The organism is Xanthomonas sp. NCPPB 3005 (assembly GCF_041228095.2).
Classification (GTDB): domain Bacteria; phylum Pseudomonadota; class Gammaproteobacteria; order Xanthomonadales; family Xanthomonadaceae; genus Xanthomonas_A; species Xanthomonas_A bonasiae.
Genome location: NZ_CP166096.2, coordinates 2433426 through 2452567 on the forward strand (window position 1 = coordinate 2433426; position 19142 = coordinate 2452567).

At 68.8% G+C, this 19142-nt stretch carries 10 protein-coding genes; 3 read left to right on the forward strand and 7 right to left on the reverse strand.

Annotated features, from left to right (window positions below; genetic code table 11):
- Positions 1-340: 340 nt before the first annotated feature.
- The 4 genes from AB8810_RS10485 to AB8810_RS10500 all read right to left on the reverse strand — a co-directional run bounded on the left by AB8810_RS10485 (position 341) and on the right by AB8810_RS10500 (position 6300).
- Entirely contained in the window at positions 341-1234 is an 894-nt protein-coding gene (locus AB8810_RS10485; protein ID WP_369916445.1) for an NAD-dependent epimerase/dehydratase family protein, read from the reverse strand.
- A 91-nt stretch (positions 1235-1325) separates the two neighbouring features.
- The gene (gene metH / locus AB8810_RS10490; protein ID WP_179565100.1) at positions 1326-4076 is read right to left on the reverse strand and encodes a methionine synthase; all 2751 of its coding nucleotides are present in this window, start codon (positions 4074-4076) and stop codon (positions 1326-1328) included.
- 119 nt (positions 4077-4195) lie between these two features.
- Entirely contained in the window at positions 4196-5320 is a 1125-nt protein-coding gene (locus AB8810_RS10495; protein ID WP_179565097.1) for a homocysteine S-methyltransferase family protein, read from the reverse strand.
- Positions 5317-6300: a metalloregulator ArsR/SmtB family transcription factor gene (locus AB8810_RS10500; protein ID WP_179565095.1), complete on the reverse strand. Its 984-nt coding sequence runs from the start codon at positions 6298-6300 to the stop codon at positions 5317-5319. The genes AB8810_RS10495 and AB8810_RS10500 overlap by 4 nt, the downstream gene beginning before the upstream one ends.
- Before the next feature lie 93 nt (positions 6301-6393).
- Between AB8810_RS10500 and AB8810_RS10505 the strand changes: the two genes are divergently transcribed.
- A complete protein-coding gene (locus AB8810_RS10505) occupies positions 6394-7575 on the forward strand; it encodes an acyl-CoA dehydrogenase family protein (RefSeq protein ID WP_369916446.1) in 1182 nt (393 codons plus the stop codon).
- 178 nt (positions 7576-7753) lie between these two features.
- Here AB8810_RS10505 and AB8810_RS10510 read toward each other — a convergent pair whose 3' ends face one another.
- The 3 genes from AB8810_RS10510 to AB8810_RS10520 are packed head-to-tail and all read right to left on the reverse strand — an operon-like array spanning position 7754 to position 12873.
- Positions 7754-10927 (reverse strand): multidrug efflux RND transporter permease subunit, encoded by a 3174-nt coding sequence (locus tag AB8810_RS10510; protein WP_179565091.1) that lies wholly within the window; start codon positions 10925-10927, stop codon positions 7754-7756.
- 12 nt (positions 10928-10939) lie between these two features.
- Positions 10940-12217: an efflux RND transporter periplasmic adaptor subunit gene (locus AB8810_RS10515; RefSeq protein WP_206256909.1), complete on the reverse strand. Its 1278-nt coding sequence runs from the start codon at positions 12215-12217 to the stop codon at positions 10940-10942.
- Positions 12214-12873 carry a TetR/AcrR family transcriptional regulator gene (locus AB8810_RS10520; protein WP_179565087.1) on the reverse strand — a complete coding sequence of 220 codons (660 nt, stop codon included), beginning with the start codon at positions 12871-12873 and terminating at the stop codon, positions 12214-12216. Before AB8810_RS10520 ends, AB8810_RS10515 begins: the two co-directional genes overlap by 4 nt.
- 252 nt (positions 12874-13125) lie before the next feature.
- Between AB8810_RS10520 and AB8810_RS10525 the strand changes: the two genes are divergently transcribed.
- Complete coding sequence (locus AB8810_RS10525; RefSeq protein WP_369916447.1) at positions 13126-18234, forward strand: NAD-glutamate dehydrogenase; 5109 nt, start codon at positions 13126-13128, stop codon at positions 18232-18234.
- A gap of 255 nt (positions 18235-18489) precedes the next feature.
- Positions 18490-19113, forward strand: coding sequence for a hypothetical protein (locus AB8810_RS10530; RefSeq protein ID WP_369916448.1), 624 nt, complete (start codon positions 18490-18492; stop codon positions 19111-19113).
- The last annotated feature ends 29 nt before the right edge of the window (positions 19114-19142 follow it).

Consider the following 19142-nt stretch of genomic DNA (forward strand, 5'->3'; position numbering starts at 1 on the left):
AGGGGTTGGGGTGAGGGTAAGGCGCGCAGCGTCTCGCTGCATTTGGGTATGCGAGGCTGCGCCCGTACCCTCATCTGCCCCTGCGGGGCCCCTTCCCCCGAAGGGAGAAGGGAGTAGCCGCCGGCGCGCAGCGACTCGTGGAGTTGGGTGCAGGAGGCTGCGCCCGTCCCCTCATCTGCCTCTGCGGGGCACCTTCCCCCGAAAAGGGGGCCATGGTCCCGAGGGGCGATGGGAATAGCCGTAAGCCCCTCTCCCGTCGGGAGAGGGGTTGGGGTGAGGGTCCGGCGCGCAGCGACTCGCGGAGTTGGGTGCAGGAGGCTGCGCCGATGCCGACGCGCGCTCACTCGCGTGCGGGCTCGCCGTCGTCGGGTGGCAGGACCTCCGGCACGTGCTGGTCGTAGTGCGCCAGCACCTCTTCGAAGCCGTAACGCGGTCGCCAGTCCAGCGCCTGCAGCGCCTGCTGTGCCGAGTAGACGCGGTCGATCCGCGTCGGCAGCGGCCAGCCGCGGCGCCGGAACGCGTCGACCAGCAACGGCGCGCGCTGCCGCAGCAGCGCCTGCGGGTCGAGGTGCAGCGCCTGGCAATCCTCGCGCAGGAACGGCGTGGCGCCGGAGACGACGAAGGTCGCTGCGACCGGGCCGGCATGGGCCAGTGCCGCCGCGTGCGCATCGGCGACGTCGCGCGCGTCGATGCCGCGGTGCAGGCGGAACACCGCCATCAGATTGGCCGGTTCGGGGAAGCAGCGCGACATGCGCAGGATGCGCACGCTCGGCCCGCCTTGGGCGGCCGCCTCGCGCAGCAGCGCTTCGGCCTCCAGCTTGGTGTGGTGATAGATGGTCTGCGGCTGCGGCGCCAGTTCTTCGTCGACCCAGGCGGCCGTGTCGACGGGGCTGGCGGCGCTGCCGTACAGCGCCGTGGTGCTGGTGAAGACGATGCGACCGACGCCGGCCGCGCTCGCCGCATCGAGCACGCGGCGGGTGCCATCGACGTTGACCTGGCGGAACCTGGCTGCGCCGACGTGCGGCACATGCGGTGCGTGCAGCGCCGCGGTGTGCACCACCGCGTCCGCGCCCTGCATCGCACGCGCCAGCAGCGCCCTGTCGGCCAGGTCGCCGACCCAGGCGGCGGTGGAGGATGGCGCGCTGTCGAAGCCGTCGACGCGGTGCTGCCGCGACAGGCGGATGTGGATCGCGCGGCCGATGCGGCCGCTGCTGCCGGTGACCACGACCTTCATGGGGACAGTTCCGATGGCTTGGAGGCCTTGCTCAGGGAGTGCGTTGCGGCGACTGCACGCGGGCGGCGACCGGCGGCGGGCCCGTCACGGCTCACTCCGGATCGTAGTCCAGGTTCGAGGCCAGCCAGCGCTCGGCCTGCAGCAGCGGCACGCCCTTGCGCCGCGCGTAGTCGGCGACCTGTTCCTTGGTCAGACGCCCGACCACGAAATACTGGCTCTGCGGATGGCTGAAGTAATAGCCGGACACCGCCGCGGTCGGCAGCATCGCGAAGCTTTCGGTCAGCGCCATGCCGGCGTTGCGTTCGGCGTCGAGCAGCGCGAACAGGGTCTTCTTCTCGCTGTGCTCGGGGCAGGCCGGATAGCCGGGGGCAGGGCGGATGCCGCGGTACTTCTCGGCGATCAGCGCCTCGTTGTCCAGCGCCTCGTCGGCGACATAGCCCCAGAATTCGCGGCGCACGCGCTGGTGCAGGCGCTCGGCCAAGGCCTCGGCCAGGCGATCGGCCAGCGCCTTGAGCAGGATCGCGTTGTAGTCGTCGTGCGCCGCTTCGAACCGCGCCACGTGCGGCTCGATGCCGATGCCGGCGGTGACCGCGAACGCCCCGATCCAGTCCTGCTTGCCGCTGTCCTTGGGCGCGATGAAATCGGCCAGGCAGAAATCGGGCCGTTCGACCGGCTTGTCGACTTGTTGGCGCAGGAAATGCAGGAGAAGCCGGGATTGGGGATTGGGGATTGGGGATTGGGCGGGCTGTTGCGAATCTCCAATCCCGACTCCCGAATCCCGGTGATCCTCCAGGATCACCTCCACATCGTCGCCCACGCTATTCGCCGGCCACAGCCCGAACACCGCCTTGGCGGTCAGCCACTTCTCGGCGACGATGCGCTTGAGCATCGCGCGCGCGTCGCGGTACAGCTCGCTGGCCTGGCTGCCGACGACCGCGTCGCTGAGGATCGCCGGGAACTTGCCGGCCAGTTCCCAGGCCTGGAAGAACGGGGTCCAGTCGATCAGGTCGATCAGCTCGGGCAGCGGATAGTCGTCGAACACGTGCAGGCCCGGCTGCTTCGGCACCGGCGGCGTGTAGGCGTCCCAGCCGCCGTCGAAGCGCTGCGCGCGCGCCTTTTCCAGCGACACCAGGCGCTTGGCGTCGCCGCGGTTCTTGTGACGCTGGCGGATCTCGGCGTAGTCGGCGTCGTTGGCGGCGACGAACGCGGCGCGCAGGTCCTTGGAGATCAGCGACTGGGCCACGCCGACCGCGCGCGAGGCGTCCTTGACCCACACCGTCGGCGCGCCGTAATGCGGGTCGATCTTCAGCGCGGTGTGCGCACGCGAGGTGGTGGCGCCGCCGATCAGCAACGGCATCGAGAAGCCCTGCCGCTGCATCTCGCGGGCGACGTGGCTCATCTCCTCCAGCGACGGGGTGATCAGCCCGGACAGGCCGATGATGTCGGCGTTCTCGGCGCGCGCGCGGTCGAGGATGGTCTGGGTCGGCACCATCACCCCCAGGTCGATCACGTCGAAATTGTTGCAGGCCAGGACCACGCCGACGATGTTCTTGCCGATGTCGTGCACGTCGCCCTTGACCGTGGCCATGATGATCTTGCCGTTGGACTTGCCGGTGTCGCCGGTGCGCAGCTTTTCCGCCTCGATGTACGGCAGCAGGTAGGCCACCGCCTTCTTCATCACCCGCGCCGACTTGACCACCTGGGGCAGGAACATCTTGCCGGCGCCGAACAGGTCGCCGACCACGTTCATGCCGTCCATCAGCGGGCCTTCGATCACGTCCAGCGGGCGCGTGGACTGTTGCCGCGCTTCCTCGGTATCGAGTTCCACGTAGGCGTCCACGCCGTGCACCAGCGCGTGCGCCAGCCGCGCGCGCACCGGCTTTTCGCGCCAGCTCAGGTCCTCGACGCTGCTCTGGCCCTTCTTGCCCTTGTAGCGCTCGGCGATCTCCAGCAGGCGCTCGGTGCCGTCGCGGCGGCGGTTGAGGATCACGTCCTCCACCCGTTCGCGCAGGTCCGGGTCGAGGTCGTCGTAGATCGGCATGCCGCCGGCGTTGACGATACCCATGTCCATGCCCGCGGCGATCGCGTGGTACAGGAACACCGAATGGATCGCCTGGCGCACGGTCTCGTTGCCGCGGAACGAGAACGACACGTTGGACACGCCGCCGGACACGTGGCAATGCGGCAGGGTCTTGCGGATGATGCGGGTGGCCTCGATGAAGTCCACCGCGTAGTTGTCGTGTTCCTCGATGCCGGTGGCCACGGCGAAGATGTTCGGGTCGAAGATGATGTCTTCCGGCGGGAAGCCGACCTGCTCGGTCAGGATCCGGTAGGCACGGCTGCAGATCTCGACCTTGCGCGCGCAGGTGTCGGCCTGGCCCTGCTCGTCGAACGCCATCACCACCGCGGCGGCGCCGTAGCGCAGCACCTTGCGCGCGTGCTCGACGAACACCGCCTCGCCTTCCTTCAGCGAGATCGAGTTGACCACGCTCTTGCCCTGCAGGCACTTCAGCCCGGCCTCGATCACGCTCCACTTGGAGGAGTCGACCATGATCGGGATGCGCGCGATGTCCGGCTCGGACATGATCAGGTTGAGAAAGCGGGTCATCGCCTTCTCCGAATCGATCAGGCCCTCGTCCATGTTGACGTCGAGGATCTGCGCGCCGCTGGCGACCTGCTGGCGCGCCACCTCCACCGCCTCCTCGTAGCGTTCTTCCTTGACCAGCTTGCGGAACTGCGCGCTGCCGGTGACGTTGGTGCGCTCGCCGACGTTGACGAACAGCAGGTCCGGGGTCAGCAGCAGCGGCTCCAGGCCGGACAGGCGGGTAATGCGGACGGACATGGGCTCAGCCTTTCGGGATCGTTGCCGTGGCCGCGCGCGCGCGACCGACGGGCGCAGCGCACACCGGACGGCGCGCGTGCACTGCGAATGCGTGAAGCGATAGCGGGCGCGTGCGCATCTCAGGCGGCCTGTGCCTGGGCCTGCGCCGCCAGCGGCGTGCGCGGACGCAGCCCGCGCATCGCCTCGGCGATCGCCTGGATATGCGCCGGGGTGGTGCCGCAGCAGCCGCCGACCAGGTTCAGCAGGCCGGATTCGGCGAACTCCTTCAGGGTCGCCGCCATTTCCTCCGGGGTCTCGTCGTACTCGCCGAAGGCGTTGGGCAGGCCGGCGTTGGGATGCGCGCTGACGTAGCCGTCGGCGATCCGCGCCAGCGTCTCCACGTGCGGGCGCAGGTCGCTGGCGCCGAGCGCGCAGTTCAATCCCACCGACAGCGGCCGGCCGTGCGCGACCGAGGCGTAGAACGCCTCGGCGGTCTGCCCGGACAGGGTGCGCCCGGAGGCATCGGTGATGGTGCCGGAGATCATCACCGGCAGCCGCCCGCCGCGCGCGTCGAACACTTCCTCGATCGCGTACAGCGCCGCCTTGGCGTTGAGCGTGTCGAAGATGGTTTCCACCATCAGCGTGTCGGCGCCGCCGTCGATCAGGCCCTCGACCGCTTCGCGGTAGGTGCCGCGCAGTTCGTCGAAGCTGGTGTTGCGGAAGCCGGGATCGTTGACGTCGGGGCTGATCGAGGCGGTGCGGCTGGTCGGGCCGAGCACGCCGATGACGAAGCGCGGCTTGTCCGGGGTGAGCGCCTCGACCGCGTCGCAGCACGCGCGCGCGACCTGCGCGCCGGCCTTGTTCAATTCGTAGACCAGATGTTCCAGGTGGTAGTCGGCCTGGCTGATCGAGGTGGCGTTGAAGGTGTTGGTTTCCAGCAGGTCGGCGCCGGCGTCGAGGTAGGCGCGATGGATGCCGGCGATCACTTCCGGCCGCGACAGCAGCAACAGGTCGTTGTTGCCTTTCAGGTCGTGGCCCTGCGGCGCGTGGTCGCAGCCGGGTCCATGCACGTGCGCGCCGTCATAGCCGGCGGCGAAACGCTCGCCGCGGTAGTCGGCCTCCTGCAGGTCGTGGCGCTGGATCATGGTGCCCATCGCACCGTCGATGATCAGGATGCGTTCGGACAGCGCCTGCAGCAGCTTCTGCGTGCGCTGCGGATGCAGCCAGGGGACCTGGGACTGGGAAGAAACGTCAGAGATGCTCACGCGCCTGCTCCTGCCTTTGCTTTGACGATTCCCGAATCCCCATTCCCGAATCCCGGCTTCACCGCAATCAACGAAATCACCTCGAAATGCGGCGGCCGCTTCTCGCGGGTCACGGTTTCCAGGCTGGACACGTCCAGCCCGGCCTTGTCGACGAACTTGCGCAGTTCCTTGGAGGCGAAGCCCAGGTTGACGTGGCCGTAGGCCTGCACCGCGGCCTTGTGTTCGTGGCGGGCGAGGCTGCACAGCAGCAGGCGCCCGCCGGGGCGCAGCACCCGCGCCGATTCGGCTACCGCCTGCGCCGGCTTGGCCGCGTAGGTCAGCGCGTGCATCATCACCACCAGGTCGAAGCTGGCGTCGGCGAACGGCAGCGCGTGCATGTCGCCTTCGCGCACTTCCACGTTGCCGAGCCGGCGCAGGCGTTCGCTGGCCGCGGCCACCACCCGCGCGCTGGTGTCGATGCACACGTAGCGGCGCGCATGCGGGGCCACCAGTTCGGCCAGCACGCCGTCGCCGGAGGCGATGTCGAGCACGTCGCCGGTTTCCAGCAGCGGCAACGCGGTGCGCGCCAGCGCTTCCCAGGTGCGCCCGGGCGAGTAGTGGCGCTCCATGTCGCCGGCCACCGAGTCGGCCCAGTTCTGGTCGGCGGCGCGGTTGGCCAGCACCGCGGCCACGCGCTCGGCGTCCTGGCGCAGCAGCGGATCGTCGCTGCCGGTGCTCAGCGCCAGCCACAGCGCGCGCTGCGCCGGGTCCAGCTGCGCCTCGTCGAAGCGGTAGTAGGCCGACACGCCGGCGCGGCGGTCGCGCACCAGCCCGGCCTCCTTCAGCTTGGCCAGGTGGGTGGACACGCGCGGTTGCGCCAGCCGGGTGATCGCCGACAGCTCGGCCACGGTCAGCTCTTCCTGCTCCAGCAAGGCCAGCAGGCGCACCCGGGTCGCATCGGCGAACACCTTCAGCCGGGTCGACCAGTCCTCCAGATCCATAATATCTTCCTATCGCGATATAGAGATATTCTGGTCCCGCGGACGCATCGGGTCAAGTCGTGCACACGCCTGCGTATGGTCTGGGTGGCTACAATGGCGCACCAGACAGCCCGGGAGGGGTTCTACGTGGATTTCAGCTTTACTGAAGAGCAATTGATGATCCAGGACGTGGCGCGACGCATCGCCCAGGAACGGATCGCCCCGAGCGCCGAGCATCACGACCGCACCGGCGAGTTCCCGCTGGAGAACATCCGCCTGCTCGGCGAGAACGGCCTGATGGGCATCGAGGTGCCGGAGGAATACGGCGGTGCCGGCATGGACCCGATCGCCTACGTGCTGGCGATGGTCGAGATCGCCGCCGGCGACGCCGCCCATTCCACCATCGTGTCGGTCAACAACTCGCTGTTCTGCGCCGGCATCCTCAAGAACGGCAACGAGGCGCAGAAGCAGAAGTACGTGCGCGCGATCGCCGACGGCAGCCACATCGGCGCGTTCGCGCTGACCGAGCCGCAGTCCGGCTCCGACGCCACCGCGATGCGTTGCCGGGCGGTGCCCCAGGACGACGGCAGCTTCGTGATCAACGGCAAGAAGAGCTGGATCACCTCCGGCCCGGTCGCCAAGTACATCGTGCTGTTCGCGGTCACCGACCCGGAGCAGGGCTCGCGCGGCATCACCGCGTTCGTGATCGACACCGACAAGCCCGGCTTCCACCGCGGCAAGACCGAGCCCAAGCTCGGCATCCGTGCCTCGGCCACCTGCGAGATCGAATTCCAGGACTACGTGGCGAGCCCGGACGAGGTTCTGGGTGCGCCGGGCGAGGGCTTCAAGATCGCGATGAGCGTGCTCGACGCCGGCCGCATCGGCATCGCCTCGCAGGCGATCGGCATCGCCCGCGCCGCCTACCAGGCCACCCTGGACTACGTGAAGGAGCGCAAGGCGTTCGGCTCGCCGATCGGCGCGTTCCAGATGACCCAGGCCAAGATCGCCGACATGAAGTGCAAGCTCGACGCGTCGCTGCTGCTGACGCTGCGCGCGGCATGGGTGAAGGGGCAGGGCCAGCGCTTCACCACCGAAGCCTCGGTGGCCAAGCTGACCGCGTCCGAAGCGGCGATGTGGATCACCCACCAGGCGGTGCAGATCCATGGCGGCATGGGCTACTCGAAGGAAATGCCGCTGGAGCGCTATTTCCGCGACGCCAAGATCACCGAGATCTACGAAGGCACCTCTGAAATCCAGCGCTTGGTGATCGCCCGCAACGAAACCGGATTGCGTTGAGAGCTGGGAACAGGGAGTCGGGAATGGGGAATCGGACCGGCGCTGCGGCAGGCAGTGCCGGAACCGGCGAAAAAAAAGCGGCCGATAAGGCCGCTTTTTTTGTTTGCAGGAACCTGAAGCTCTCAAGGACCCGGGATTCCTGACGAATCCCGACTCCCCAATCCCCAATCCCGGCCCCTCACCGATCCGGCTGGTTCCGGTTCTGCCCTTCCTGCTGGATCGCCACGTACTCCTTCGATGGCTCGTCCAGCTTGTCGCCGAGCATGCGCCGCACCACCACGAAGAACAGCGGGATGAACAGCACGCCGAGCAAGGTGGCGAACACCATGCCGCCGATCACGCCGGTGCCGATCGAGTGGCGCGCGTTGGCGCCGGCGCCGGTGGAGATCGCCATCGGCAGCACGCCGAGGATGAACGCGAACGAGGTCATCAGGATCGGACGGAAGCGCAGGTGCGCCGCCTCCGTGGCCGCTTCGCGCAGGGTCTTGCCCGCCGCGCGCTGCTCCACCGCGAACTCCACGATCAGGATCGCGTTCTTCGCCGCCAGGCCGATCACCGTGATCATGCCGATCTTGAAGTAGATGTCGTTCGGCAGGCCGCGCAGCAGCGAGAAGGTGATCGCGCCGAGCACGCCGATCGGCACCACCAGCAGTACCGAGACCGGGATCGACCAGCTTTCGTACAGCGCTGCCAGGCACAGGAACACCACCACGATCGACAGCACCAGCAGCAGCGTGGCGCTGTTGCCGGCGATGATCTCCTGGTACGACATGCCGCTCCAGTCGAAGCCGAAGCCCGGCGGCAGGTCGTTGTTGACGATCTCCTCCATCGCGCTCATCGCCTGGCCGGAACTGCCGCCCGGGGCCGGGTTGCCGACCACGTTGACCGCCGAATAGCCGTTGTAGCGGCTCAGCGACGGCGAGCTGTAGATCCAGTTCGACTTCACCACCGTGCTCAGCGGGATCATCTGCGGCAGGCCGTCGCTGTCGGTGGCGCTGCTGCTGGGCACGTAGAAGTTGCGCAGCGATTCCGGACCGGTGCGGAACGGTGCGTCGGCCTGCATGTTGACGCGCTTGATGCGGCCTTCGTAGAAGAAGTCGTTGACGTACACCGGCGCCAGCATCATCTGGATCGACTGGTAGATGTCGCTGACCGACAGCCCCATCGACTGCGCCTGCACGCGGTCCACGCTCAGCTGCAGCTGCGGCGCGTTCTCCAGGCCGTTGGGGCGCACCCCGGCCAGCGCGTCCTGGCGCGCGGCGGCCTTGCCGAGCAGGATGTTGCGCGCCTGGGTCAGCGCCTCCTCGCCGGCGCCGGTGCGGTCCTGCAGCCACATGTCGAAGCCGCCGAACTGGCCCAGCCCGTTCACCGTGGGCAGGTTGACCACGAAGATCTGCGCGCCCTTGATGCCGTAGAACATCCCGTTCAACTGCTGGATCAGGTCGGTGGCGGTGACGTCGCGGTCGGCCCACGGCTTGAGCCGGATGAAGCCCATGCCGACGTTCTCGCCGCGGCCCAGGAAGCTGAAGCCGGCCACCTGCAGCATGCCTTCCACGGCCTTCTGCTGCTGCAGCACGCCGCGCATCTGCGCGAACACCTCGTTGGTGCGGCCGACCGTGGCGCCCGGCGGCAACTGCACGATCGCCAGCGCGAAGCCCTGGTCTTCCTCGGGCAGGAAGCTGCCGGGCATGCGCGTGAACAGGAAGCCGCACAGCACCACCAGCAACGCGAACACCGCCATCCAGCGCGGCGCGCGGCGGATGGTGCCGCCGACCGCGCCGACGTAGCGGTGCGCCAGCTTGTCGTAGTACTTGTTGAAGTTGCGGTACACCCAGTTCGGGTTCTCGTTGTGGGTGGCCTTCAGGAACGCCGCGCACAGTGCCGGGGTGAAGCTCAGCGCCAGGAACGCCGAGAACCCCATCGCCATGGCGATGGTGATCGCGAACTGCTTGTAGATCGCGCCGGCCGCGCCGGGCTGCATCGCCGAGGGGATGAACACCGCCGCCAGCACCACGGTGATCGCCACCACCGCGCCGGTGATCTGGGTCATCGCCTTCTGCGTGGCCGCCTTCGGCGCCAGGTGCTCTTCGGACATGATGCGTTCGACGTTCTCGATCACCACGATCGCGTCGTCGACCACGATGCCGATCGCCAGCACCATCGCGAACAGGGTCAGCTGGTTGATGGTGAAGCCGATCACCCACATGCCCAGGAAGGTGCCCAGCAGCGCCACCGGGATCACCAGGGTGGGGATGATGGTGGCGCGGAAGTTCTGCAGGAACACCAGCATCACCAGGAACACCAGCACGATCGCCTCGGCCAGGGTCTTGACCACTTCCTCGATCGAGATCCGCACGAAGGTGGTGCTTTCGTACGGGGTGAACCAGCTCACGCCCTGCGGGAAGCTCGGCTGCAGCTCGTCCATCTTGGCCTTGACCGCCTCGGACACGCTCAGCGCATTGGCGCCGGGCAGCAGCTGGATCGCGAACGCGCCGGTCGGCTTGCCGTTGTACTGGGTGTCGAAGCCGAAGCTGGTCGGGCCGAACGCGACCCGCGCCACGTCCTTCAGCCGCACCACGCTGCCGTTGCTGTCCGCGCGCAGGATGATGTTCTCGAACTGCTCGGGCGAGCTGAAGCGGCCTTCGGCGGTGACCGTGGCGGTGAACGACTGCCCGGACGGGGCCGGATCGGAGCCGATCGAGCCGGCGGCGAACTGCACGTTCTGCGCGCTGATCGCGTTGTACACCTGGCTCGGCGACAGGTGATAGCCCTGCAGCTTTTCCGGGTTCAGCCAGATGTCCATCGCGTATTCGGCGCCGAACTGCTGGGTGCTGCCGACGCCGGGCACGCGCGAGATCTGCTCCAGCACGCGCGAGCCGACGATGTCGTTGAGCGCGCTGCGGTCGATCGACGGGTTTTCCGAGCGCAGCGCGATCACGCTGAGGAAGCCGGCGTTGGCCTTGGCCACCACCACACCCTGCGCGGTCACTTCCGAGGGCAGGCGCGGCGTCGCCAGCGACACCTTGTTCTGCACCTGCACCTGGGCGATGTCGGCATTGGTGCCGGTCTCGAAGGTCAGGGTGACGGTGGCGGTGCCGCTGGAGGAGGACGAGGAGCTGAAGTACAGCAGGTGATCGATGCCGGTCAGCTGCTGCTCGATCACCTGGGTGACCGAGCGCTCGGTGGTGTCGGCGCTGGCGCCGGGGTAGGTCGCGGTGACGGTGACCTGCGGCGGCGCGATCGAGGGATAGGATTCGACGCCGAGGTTGAGGATGGCGATCACGCCGCTGAGCGAGATCAGGATCGCCACCACCCAGGCGAAGACCGGGTGTTCGATGAAGAACTTAGGCATGGCGGGGGTCCGTTACTGCTGCTCGGGCTTGGAATCGGCCGCGGCGGCCGGCGTGTCGCCGCTCGCTGCGCCCTGCGGTTGGCCGGCGGCCTTGTCCTGCGGCGCGGCGCCAGCGGGCGCCTGGCCCTGCGGCGCGGCGCCGCCCGGGGCCTGGCCCGGAGCGCCTGGGGTCCACGGCGTGGCCTTGGCCGGCGCGCCTTCCTTGGCCTTCTGCAGGCCGGAGACGATGACCTGGTCGCCGGCGGCCAGGCCGGAGCCGACGATCCACTTGCCCTCCTGCTGGCCGACCGTGACCACGTCCTTGCGCAGCACCTTGCCGTCCTTGCCGACCACCAGCGCGTAGGCGCCCTTGGCGTCGCGCTGGATCGCTTCCTGCGGGATCAGGTAGGCGTTGTTGCGCTGGCCCAGGTTGGCGGCGAAGCTGACGAACGCGCCGGGCAGCAGCACCCGGTCCGGATTGGGCAGCAGGGCGCGCAGGGTCACCGAGCCGGTGCTCGGGTCGACCGCGGTGTCGGAGAAGTCCAGCGTGCCGGACTGGGCATAGACGCTGCCGTCGCCGAGCTTGACCTGCACGGTCGACTTGCCCTCGTCGTTCAGCGCCACGTTGCCCTGGGTCTGCGCCTGGCGCAGCTGCGCCAGTTCGTCCGAACTCATCGAGAAGTTCACGTACAGCGGGTCGAGCTGGTCGATCGTGGTCAGCAGGGTGGTGTCGCCCTGGCCGACCAGCGCGCCTTCGGTGACCTGCTGCTTGCCGGCGCGGCCGGCGATCGGCGCGGTGACGGTGGCGTAGCCCAGGTTGATGCGTGCGGTGTCCACCGCGGCGCGCGCCTGCTGCACCGATGCGGCCGAGGTGCGTTCGGTGGCCTCGGCAGTGTCCAGATCGGACTTGGACACGTAGGCCTGCGGCGCCAGGCTGCGCGCGCGGGTGGCGGCGACCTTGGCGTTGGCGTAGGTGGCCTCGGCCGCGGCCAGCTGGCCCTGCGCCGACGCCAGCGAGGCGCGCAGCGGCGCCGGATCGATCTGGAACAGCGGCTGGCCTTCCTTCACGTCGGTGCCTTCGGTGTACAGGCGCTTTTCCAGCACACCGGCCACGCGGGCGCGCACGTCGGCGCTGCGGTAGGCGGACAGGCGCCCGACCATGTCGCGCTGCAACGGCAGCGTCTGCGGCTTGGCTTCCAGCACGCCCACTTCCGGCGGCGGCATGGCCTGCTGTTCTTCTTGTTTCTTGCAGGACGCCAACACCACCACGACGGCGCAGGCCAGGGCGAGAGAACGCAACGGGGAGGTCATCGGGTGGTACTCCGGTCTGGTGTCGAAAACGAAAGGGAAGGGGCAGGTGGCGCGGCGAACGCGCGCAGGAAACCGTCGACGGCGAATTCGGCCCAGGCGCGCTGCGCGGCGGCGTCGCTGCGATGGGCGGTATGGAAGCGTTGGCGCTCGAAATCCATCCCGACGATCATGCTCAACAGCAGTTCGGCCATGAAGTGCGGATCGTCATGGCGCAGCTGGCCGGCGGCCACCGCCAGTTGCAGGCGCTCGCTCAGGCGCTGCATCAGCGCCTCGGCGCTGTCGCGGAACAGCGCGCGGACCTGCTCGGGGAAATGCCGCGATTCGGCCGCGATCAGCTGGCAGCTCTGCAGCACGCTCGGCTCGGACAGCTGCTCCAGGTACTCGCGGGCGAAGCGCAGCAGGCTGCCGCGCAGTTCGCCCTGCGCCGGACCCAGGTGCGTGGCGCTCAGTTCGGTATGGTCCTGCATCACCCGCTGCAGCAGGTCCTGCTTGCTGCGGTAGCGGCTGTACAGGGTCTGCTTGGAGCAGCCGGCGCGGGCGGCCACCGCGTCCATGCTCAGACGCATGCCGGCCTGGGCCAACAGTTCGCGCACGGCGGCGTACACGCGCTGATCGCGCGCCTGAGGCAGGCGGGACGGGGCAGGGGAGGCGGTCATTGAATGTGGACTATACCGTCCAGTTTAGAATTGGAACAGCCTTGACATCGGCGCGCCGATCGCGACAAGTCCCGGCATCGGCGACGCTCCGCTGCACGAAGTTATGACGGCGTGACGGCGGCGCGCGCGACTTTGCCCGATATGGCGCGTCGTTTCGTTCCCGGCGCTGGTTTGCGCCATGCAGCAAGGTAGTTGAACGCGCCACCGGTACAATTCTGGCTTTCCCAACGAGCATCGTTGTTGCTCCCCGTCATGAAACCCAAATCAGACGCTTCCCGTTCCAGCACGTCCTCGGCCGGATCCTCCAGCAAGTCCGCGTCCAAGCCCGCTTCCCCCTCGTCCAAGGCGTCCGCCAAGCCGTCGGCCAAGCAGGCCAAGGCCGCACCGGTCGCGAACAAGCGCGGCGCGGCGCGCGCCACCGCCAATTCGCGGGTGATCGACGCCGTGCCGGCCGCTTCCGCCGGCGGCTTCAGCCTGGAGCCGGTGTACGCGGCCCTGCGCCAGCGCTACCCGGGCGGCCGCCAGGCCGAGGCGCAGGCCTTCGCCGAGGAGTTCTACAAGCGCATGGAGGAGGACGAGTTCCCCCACCACAGCGCGCCGGAATGGGCCGCGCTGGCGGCGTCGATGCTGGAGTTCGCGCGCAAGCGCAAGCCGGGCACGTTCAACGTGCGGGTGTTCAATCCGAGCCTGAAGGAAGACGGCTGGGAGTCCTCGCGCACGGTGCTGCAGATCGTCAACGACGACATGCCGTTCCTGGTGGATTCGGTGAGCATGGCGCTGTCGGAGCTGGGCATCGGCGTGCACGTGCTCGGCCACCCGGTGCTGCGCATGAGCCGCGACAAGGGCGGCAAGCTGGAGACGGTCGGCGAGGGCAAGCCGGAATCGCTGATGCTGCTGGAGATCGACCGACAGCCGCCGGAGGACATGCCGCGGGTGGACGCGGCGATCCAGCGCATCCTCGGCGAGGTGCGCAACATCGTGCGCGACTGGAGCGGCATGCGCGAGAAGATGCTGACCCTGGCCGACGACCTGACCACGCGGCGCCTGCCGGTGGACGACAAGGGCCGGCGCGAGGCGCAGGAATTCCTGCGCTGGGCCGCGGCCGACCATTTCACCTTCTTCGGCTACCGCGAATACCGGGTCGAGAAGCAGGGCGGCGAAGACGTGCTGGCGCCGCTGGAGGACAGCGGCCTGGGCCTGCTGCGCGGCCACGACAAGTCGCCGGCGCGGCCGGTGCGCACGCTGGCCGCGCACGGCCTCAGCGAATCGGGGATCAAGGAAGCGCTGATCCTGACCAAGACCAACGCGCGCTCGCGGGTGCACCGCAGCGGCTACATGGACTACATCGGCGTGCTGGAGTTCGACGCCAAGGGCCGCATCGTCGCCGAGCAGCGTTTCCTCGGCCTGTTCACGTCCAGCGCCTACAACCGCCGGCCGTGGGAGATCCCGCTGGTGCGCGAGCGCCACGACTACGTGATGCGCAAGTCCGGGCTGACCCCGAGCAGCCATAGCGGCAAGGCGCTGCGCCACATCCTGGAGACGCTGCCGCGCGAGGAACTGTTCCAGTCCAACGAGGAGGAGCTATACCGCACCGCGATGGGCATCCTCGGCCTGCAGGAGCGGGTGCGCAGCCGCCTGTTCCTGCGCCGCGACAAGTACGGCCGCTTCATTTCCGCACTCGTGTACATCCCGCGCGAGCGCTTCAACACCGACGTGCGCCTGCGCATCGAGGCCCTGCTGAAGGACGCGCTGCACGGCGAATACATCGATTCCAGCGTGGTGCTGGGCGAATCGCCGCTGGCGCAGCTGCACCTGATCGTGCGGCCCAAGCCCGGCGAAGCGCTGGAATTCGATACCACCGAACTGGAAGCGCGCCTGGCGCACCTGCTGCGCAACTGGCAGGACGACCTGCGCGAGGCGCTGGTCGCCAGCCGCGGCGAGCGCGACGGCCTGCGCCTGGCGGCCAACTACGGCCGCGCGCTGCCGGCCGGCTACATCGAGGAATCGACCGCGCAGATCGCCGCGCGCGACGTCGAGCGCCTGGCCGCGCTGCGCGGTCCCGACGACCTGCACCTGAGCCTGCAGGCGCTGCGCCGCGACGGCGCCGACAGCCTGCGCCTGAAGCTGTACCGCCAGCGCGACGACCTGCCGCTGTCGGACGTGCTGCCGATGATGGAGAACCTGGGCCTGCGGGTGATCTCCGAGCGCCCGTACCGGCTGACCGTGGACGGCACGCTGCTGTACATCCAGGACTTCGAAGTGGAGCCGCTGGCCGGCAGCATCGACGTCGAGCGCGCCGACGCGCCGCTGTGCGAAGCCTTCGTGCGCATCTGGCGCGGCGATGCCGAGAACGACGGTTTCAACCGCCTGATCGTCGGCGCCGGCCTGGGCTGGCGCCAGGTGGCGATCCTGCGCGGCTACTGCAAATACCTGCTGCAGACCGGGGTGCCGTTCTCGCAGGCCTACGTCGAAGAGACCTGCACGCGCTATCCGCTGCTGGCACGGCTGCTGGTGGAACTGTTCGAAGCGCGTTTCGATCCGGCCACCGGCAACGAGAGCAAGGCGCAGATCGCCGACGGCCAGGCCGCGCTGACGGCGCAGCTGCACCTGCTGGCGGCCGGCGACGAAGGCGCGCTGAAGGCGCTGCAACCGGTGATCGACGCGCGCCGCGGCGACCGCGATGCGCAGCTGGAGGCGGCCAATGCCGCGCTGCTGAAGCTGTTCGACCAGGTCGCCAGCCTCGACGAGGACCGCATCCTGCGCAGCTTCAAGGGCGTGATCGAAGCGACCCTGCGCACCAGCTACTACCAGACCGGCAAGGACGGCGGCCTGGGCCACTGCATCAGCTTCAAGCTCGATTCGGCCAAGGTGCCGGAGCTGCCCAAGCCGCGCCCGTACCGCGAGATCTTCGTGTACGGCCCGCGCGTGGAAGGCGTGCACCTGCGCTTCGGCGCGGTGGCGCGCGGCGGCCTGCGCTGGTCGGACCGGCGCGAGGATTTCCGCACCGAGGTGCTGGGCCTGGTCAAGGCGCAGATGGTCAAGAACACGGTGATCGTGCCGGTCGGCGCCAAGGGCGGCTTCTTCTGCAAGCGCTCGCCCGCCGGTGGCGACCGCGACGCGGTGCTGGCCGAAGGCATCGCCTGCTACAAGCTGTTCATCCAGGGCCTGCTCGACATCACCGACAACATCGTCGGCGGCAAGATCTTGCCGCCGCCGCAGGTGGTGCGCCACGACCAGGACGATCCGTACCTGGTGGTCGCCGCCGACAAGGGCACCGCCACGTTCTCCGACATCGCCAACGGGCTGGCGATCGACCACGGCTTCTGGCTGGGCGACGCGTTCGCCTCTGGCGGCTCGGTCGGTTACGACCACAAGGGCATGGGCATCACCGCGCGCGGCGCCTGGGAGTCGGTCAAGCGCCACTTCCGTGCGCTGGGCCGCGATTGCCAGAGCGAGGACTTCAGCGTGGTCGGCATCGGCGACATGTCCGGCGACGTGTTCGGCAACGGCATGCTGCTGTCGCGGCACATCCGCCTGCTGGCCGCGTTCGACCACCGCCACATCTTCCTGGATCCGAATCCGGACCCCGCGGCCTCGTTCGCCGAGCGCGAGCGCCTGTTCAAGCTGCCGCGCTCCAGCTGGGCCGACTACGACGCCAAGCTGATCAGCGCCGGCGGCGGCCTCTATCCGCGCACGCTGAAGTCGATCGAGATCAGCGCGCCGGTGCGCGAGGCCCTGGGCCTGGAAGCGGGCGTCAAGCAGCTCTCGCCGAACGAGCTGATGAACGCGATCCTCAAGGCGCCGGTGGACCTGTTCTGGAACGGCGGCATCGGCACCTACGTCAAGGCCGCCAGCGAGACCCATGGCGATGTCGGCGACCGCGCCAACAACGGCCTGCGCGTCAACGGCGGCGAGCTGCGCTGCAGGATCGTCGGCGAAGGCGGCAACCTGGGCCTGACCCAGCTCGGCCGCATCGAGGCCGCGCAGGTCGGGGTGCTGCTCAACACCGACTTCATCGACAACTCGGCCGGCGTGGACACCTCCGACCACGAGGTCAACATCAAGATCCTGCTCAACGACGTGGTGCAGGCCAAGAAGCTGACCGTGGCGGCGCGCAACACGCTGCTGGCGTCGATGACCGACGAGGTCGCCGAGCTGGTGCTGTGGGACAACATCCGCCAGAACCAGGCGCTGAGCCTGATGGAGCGGATGAGCGTCAAGCGCCTGGGCTCCAAGCAGCACTTCATCCGCACCCTGGAAGCGCAGGGCCTGCTCGACCGGCAGATCGAATACCTGCCGTCGGACGCGGAGATTTCCGCGCGCAAGGCGCGCGGCCAGGGCCTGACCCGGCCGGAGCTGGCGGTGCTGCTGTCCTACTCCAAGCTGGTCGCGTTCCAGCAGCTGCTGGAATCGGACATTCCCGAGGACCCGTACCTGTCCAAGGAGCTGCAGCGCTACTTCCCGCAGCCGCTGCAGAAGAAGTACGCCGATGCGATGGAGCGGCACCGGCTGAAGCGCGAGATCATCGCCACCGCGGTCACCAACACCACCATCAACCGCATGGGCGCGACCTTCCTGATGCGCATGCAGGAAGACACCGGGCGCAGCATCGGCGAGGTGGCCAAGGCGTACACGATCAGCCGCGAGACGCTGGACGCGCGCGCGCTGTGGACGCAGATCGACGCGCTGGACGGGCAGGTGCCCGAGTCGGTGCAGATCGATGCGCTGGAAGTGATCTGGAAGCTGCAGCGCGCGTTCGTGCGCTGGCTGCTGTTCCGTCCCGGCCCGATGCCCGGCATCACCGCGGCGGTGGAGCGCTACCACGAGCCGTTCAACGACATCCGCGTCGCCTCCGGCGTGCTGTCGGACTCGCAGCGTCCGCTGTACGAGGCGCTGGTGCAGGAATGGCAGGACAAGGGCCTGCCGCCGGCGCTGGCGCAGCAGCTGTCGGAACTGCGCTTCCTGGAGCCGGCGTTCGACATCATCGAGATGGCACGCACCCGCAAGCTCAAGCCGGTGGAGGTGTCGAAGGTGCATTTCCGCCTCGGCGAGGCCTTGCAGCTGCCGTGGCTGTTCGAGCAGATCGACGCGCTGGAGGTCAACGGCCGCTGGCATGCGGTGGCCCGCGGCGTGCTGCGCGACGAACTGGCCAAGCACCACAGCGCGTTGGCCGGGCAGGCCCTGGCGTTGCCGGGCGGCAATGCCGAGGCCAAGGTGCAGCAGTGGCTGCAGCGCGACGACAGCAGCCTGCGTTTCACCTTGAACATGCTGCAGGAACTCTCGGCGCAGAAGGCGCTGGACTACCCGACGGTGTCGGTGGCGGTGCAGCGGCTGGGCCAACTGGCGGCGCACGGGGTGTGACCCGTGCGCGGGCCCGCGACGCGGGCCCGACGCGCAGGTCGGCAGCGCCGGGCCCTGCGGCCCGGTCGCTGCGGCCGTCGCCATGCCTCTTTCACGAAAGGGGCGTGATCGCAGGCGTCGCGCTTGTCGCGATGCCGGCGCACGTCGCATGATGCCCATGGCCATGCGCGTGGGGCCGTTTGCCCTGGCGCTGGCCAGTCCGGTTCCCCGCGTACCGTCCGCTTCGCGTTCCGCGGCTTCGCGCCGGCAGAGACCATGCTCTACCTTCTGATTCCCGCGTGCGTCGTGCTGCTGCTGGTGCTCCTGGCCCGGCGGCCTTCGCTGGAGGTGCGGCTGCAGCGTGCGTTGCAGCAACAGCGGCAAGGCAACCTGGCGCCGCTGCGCGCGCTGTCCAGGAAATCCTTCGGCGATGCCGCGTATGCCTGGTTTCTGCACCTGGATGCCAGCGGCGAGCCGGTCGCGGCGCTGGCCGCATTGAAGCGCGCGGTCTACGCCCGCACCTGGCTGGACAATCGCTTCAGCGTCGCCTACCGCGAATATGGCCGCCGTTGCTTTCTGGGCATCGGCACCGAACCGGATCATGCCGCGCTGCTGGCGCAATGGGGCGCGCGCGGCTGGCGCGAAGGCGCGGGCTGGGAACCCGAACTGGCCTGGATCCAGGCCTTTGGTCCGCAGCCATGCCGGGATGTCGCACGCGCCTGGTACTGGTTGTGTCTGGCCGATGCGCGGCAGGGCGAGGGCATGGGCGACATCAAGTCCGCGCAGCTGGCGCAGCAGGTCCGCGAACGCCTGATCGCCGTCGTGCCGGCGTCGGTCCGCCAGGACATGCAGGAACAGGCCGCGCGCACTGTCTACGACGATTACGCGTCCGGACGCTAGCGTCGGCGCCGCCGGGATGGCCGCGCGCG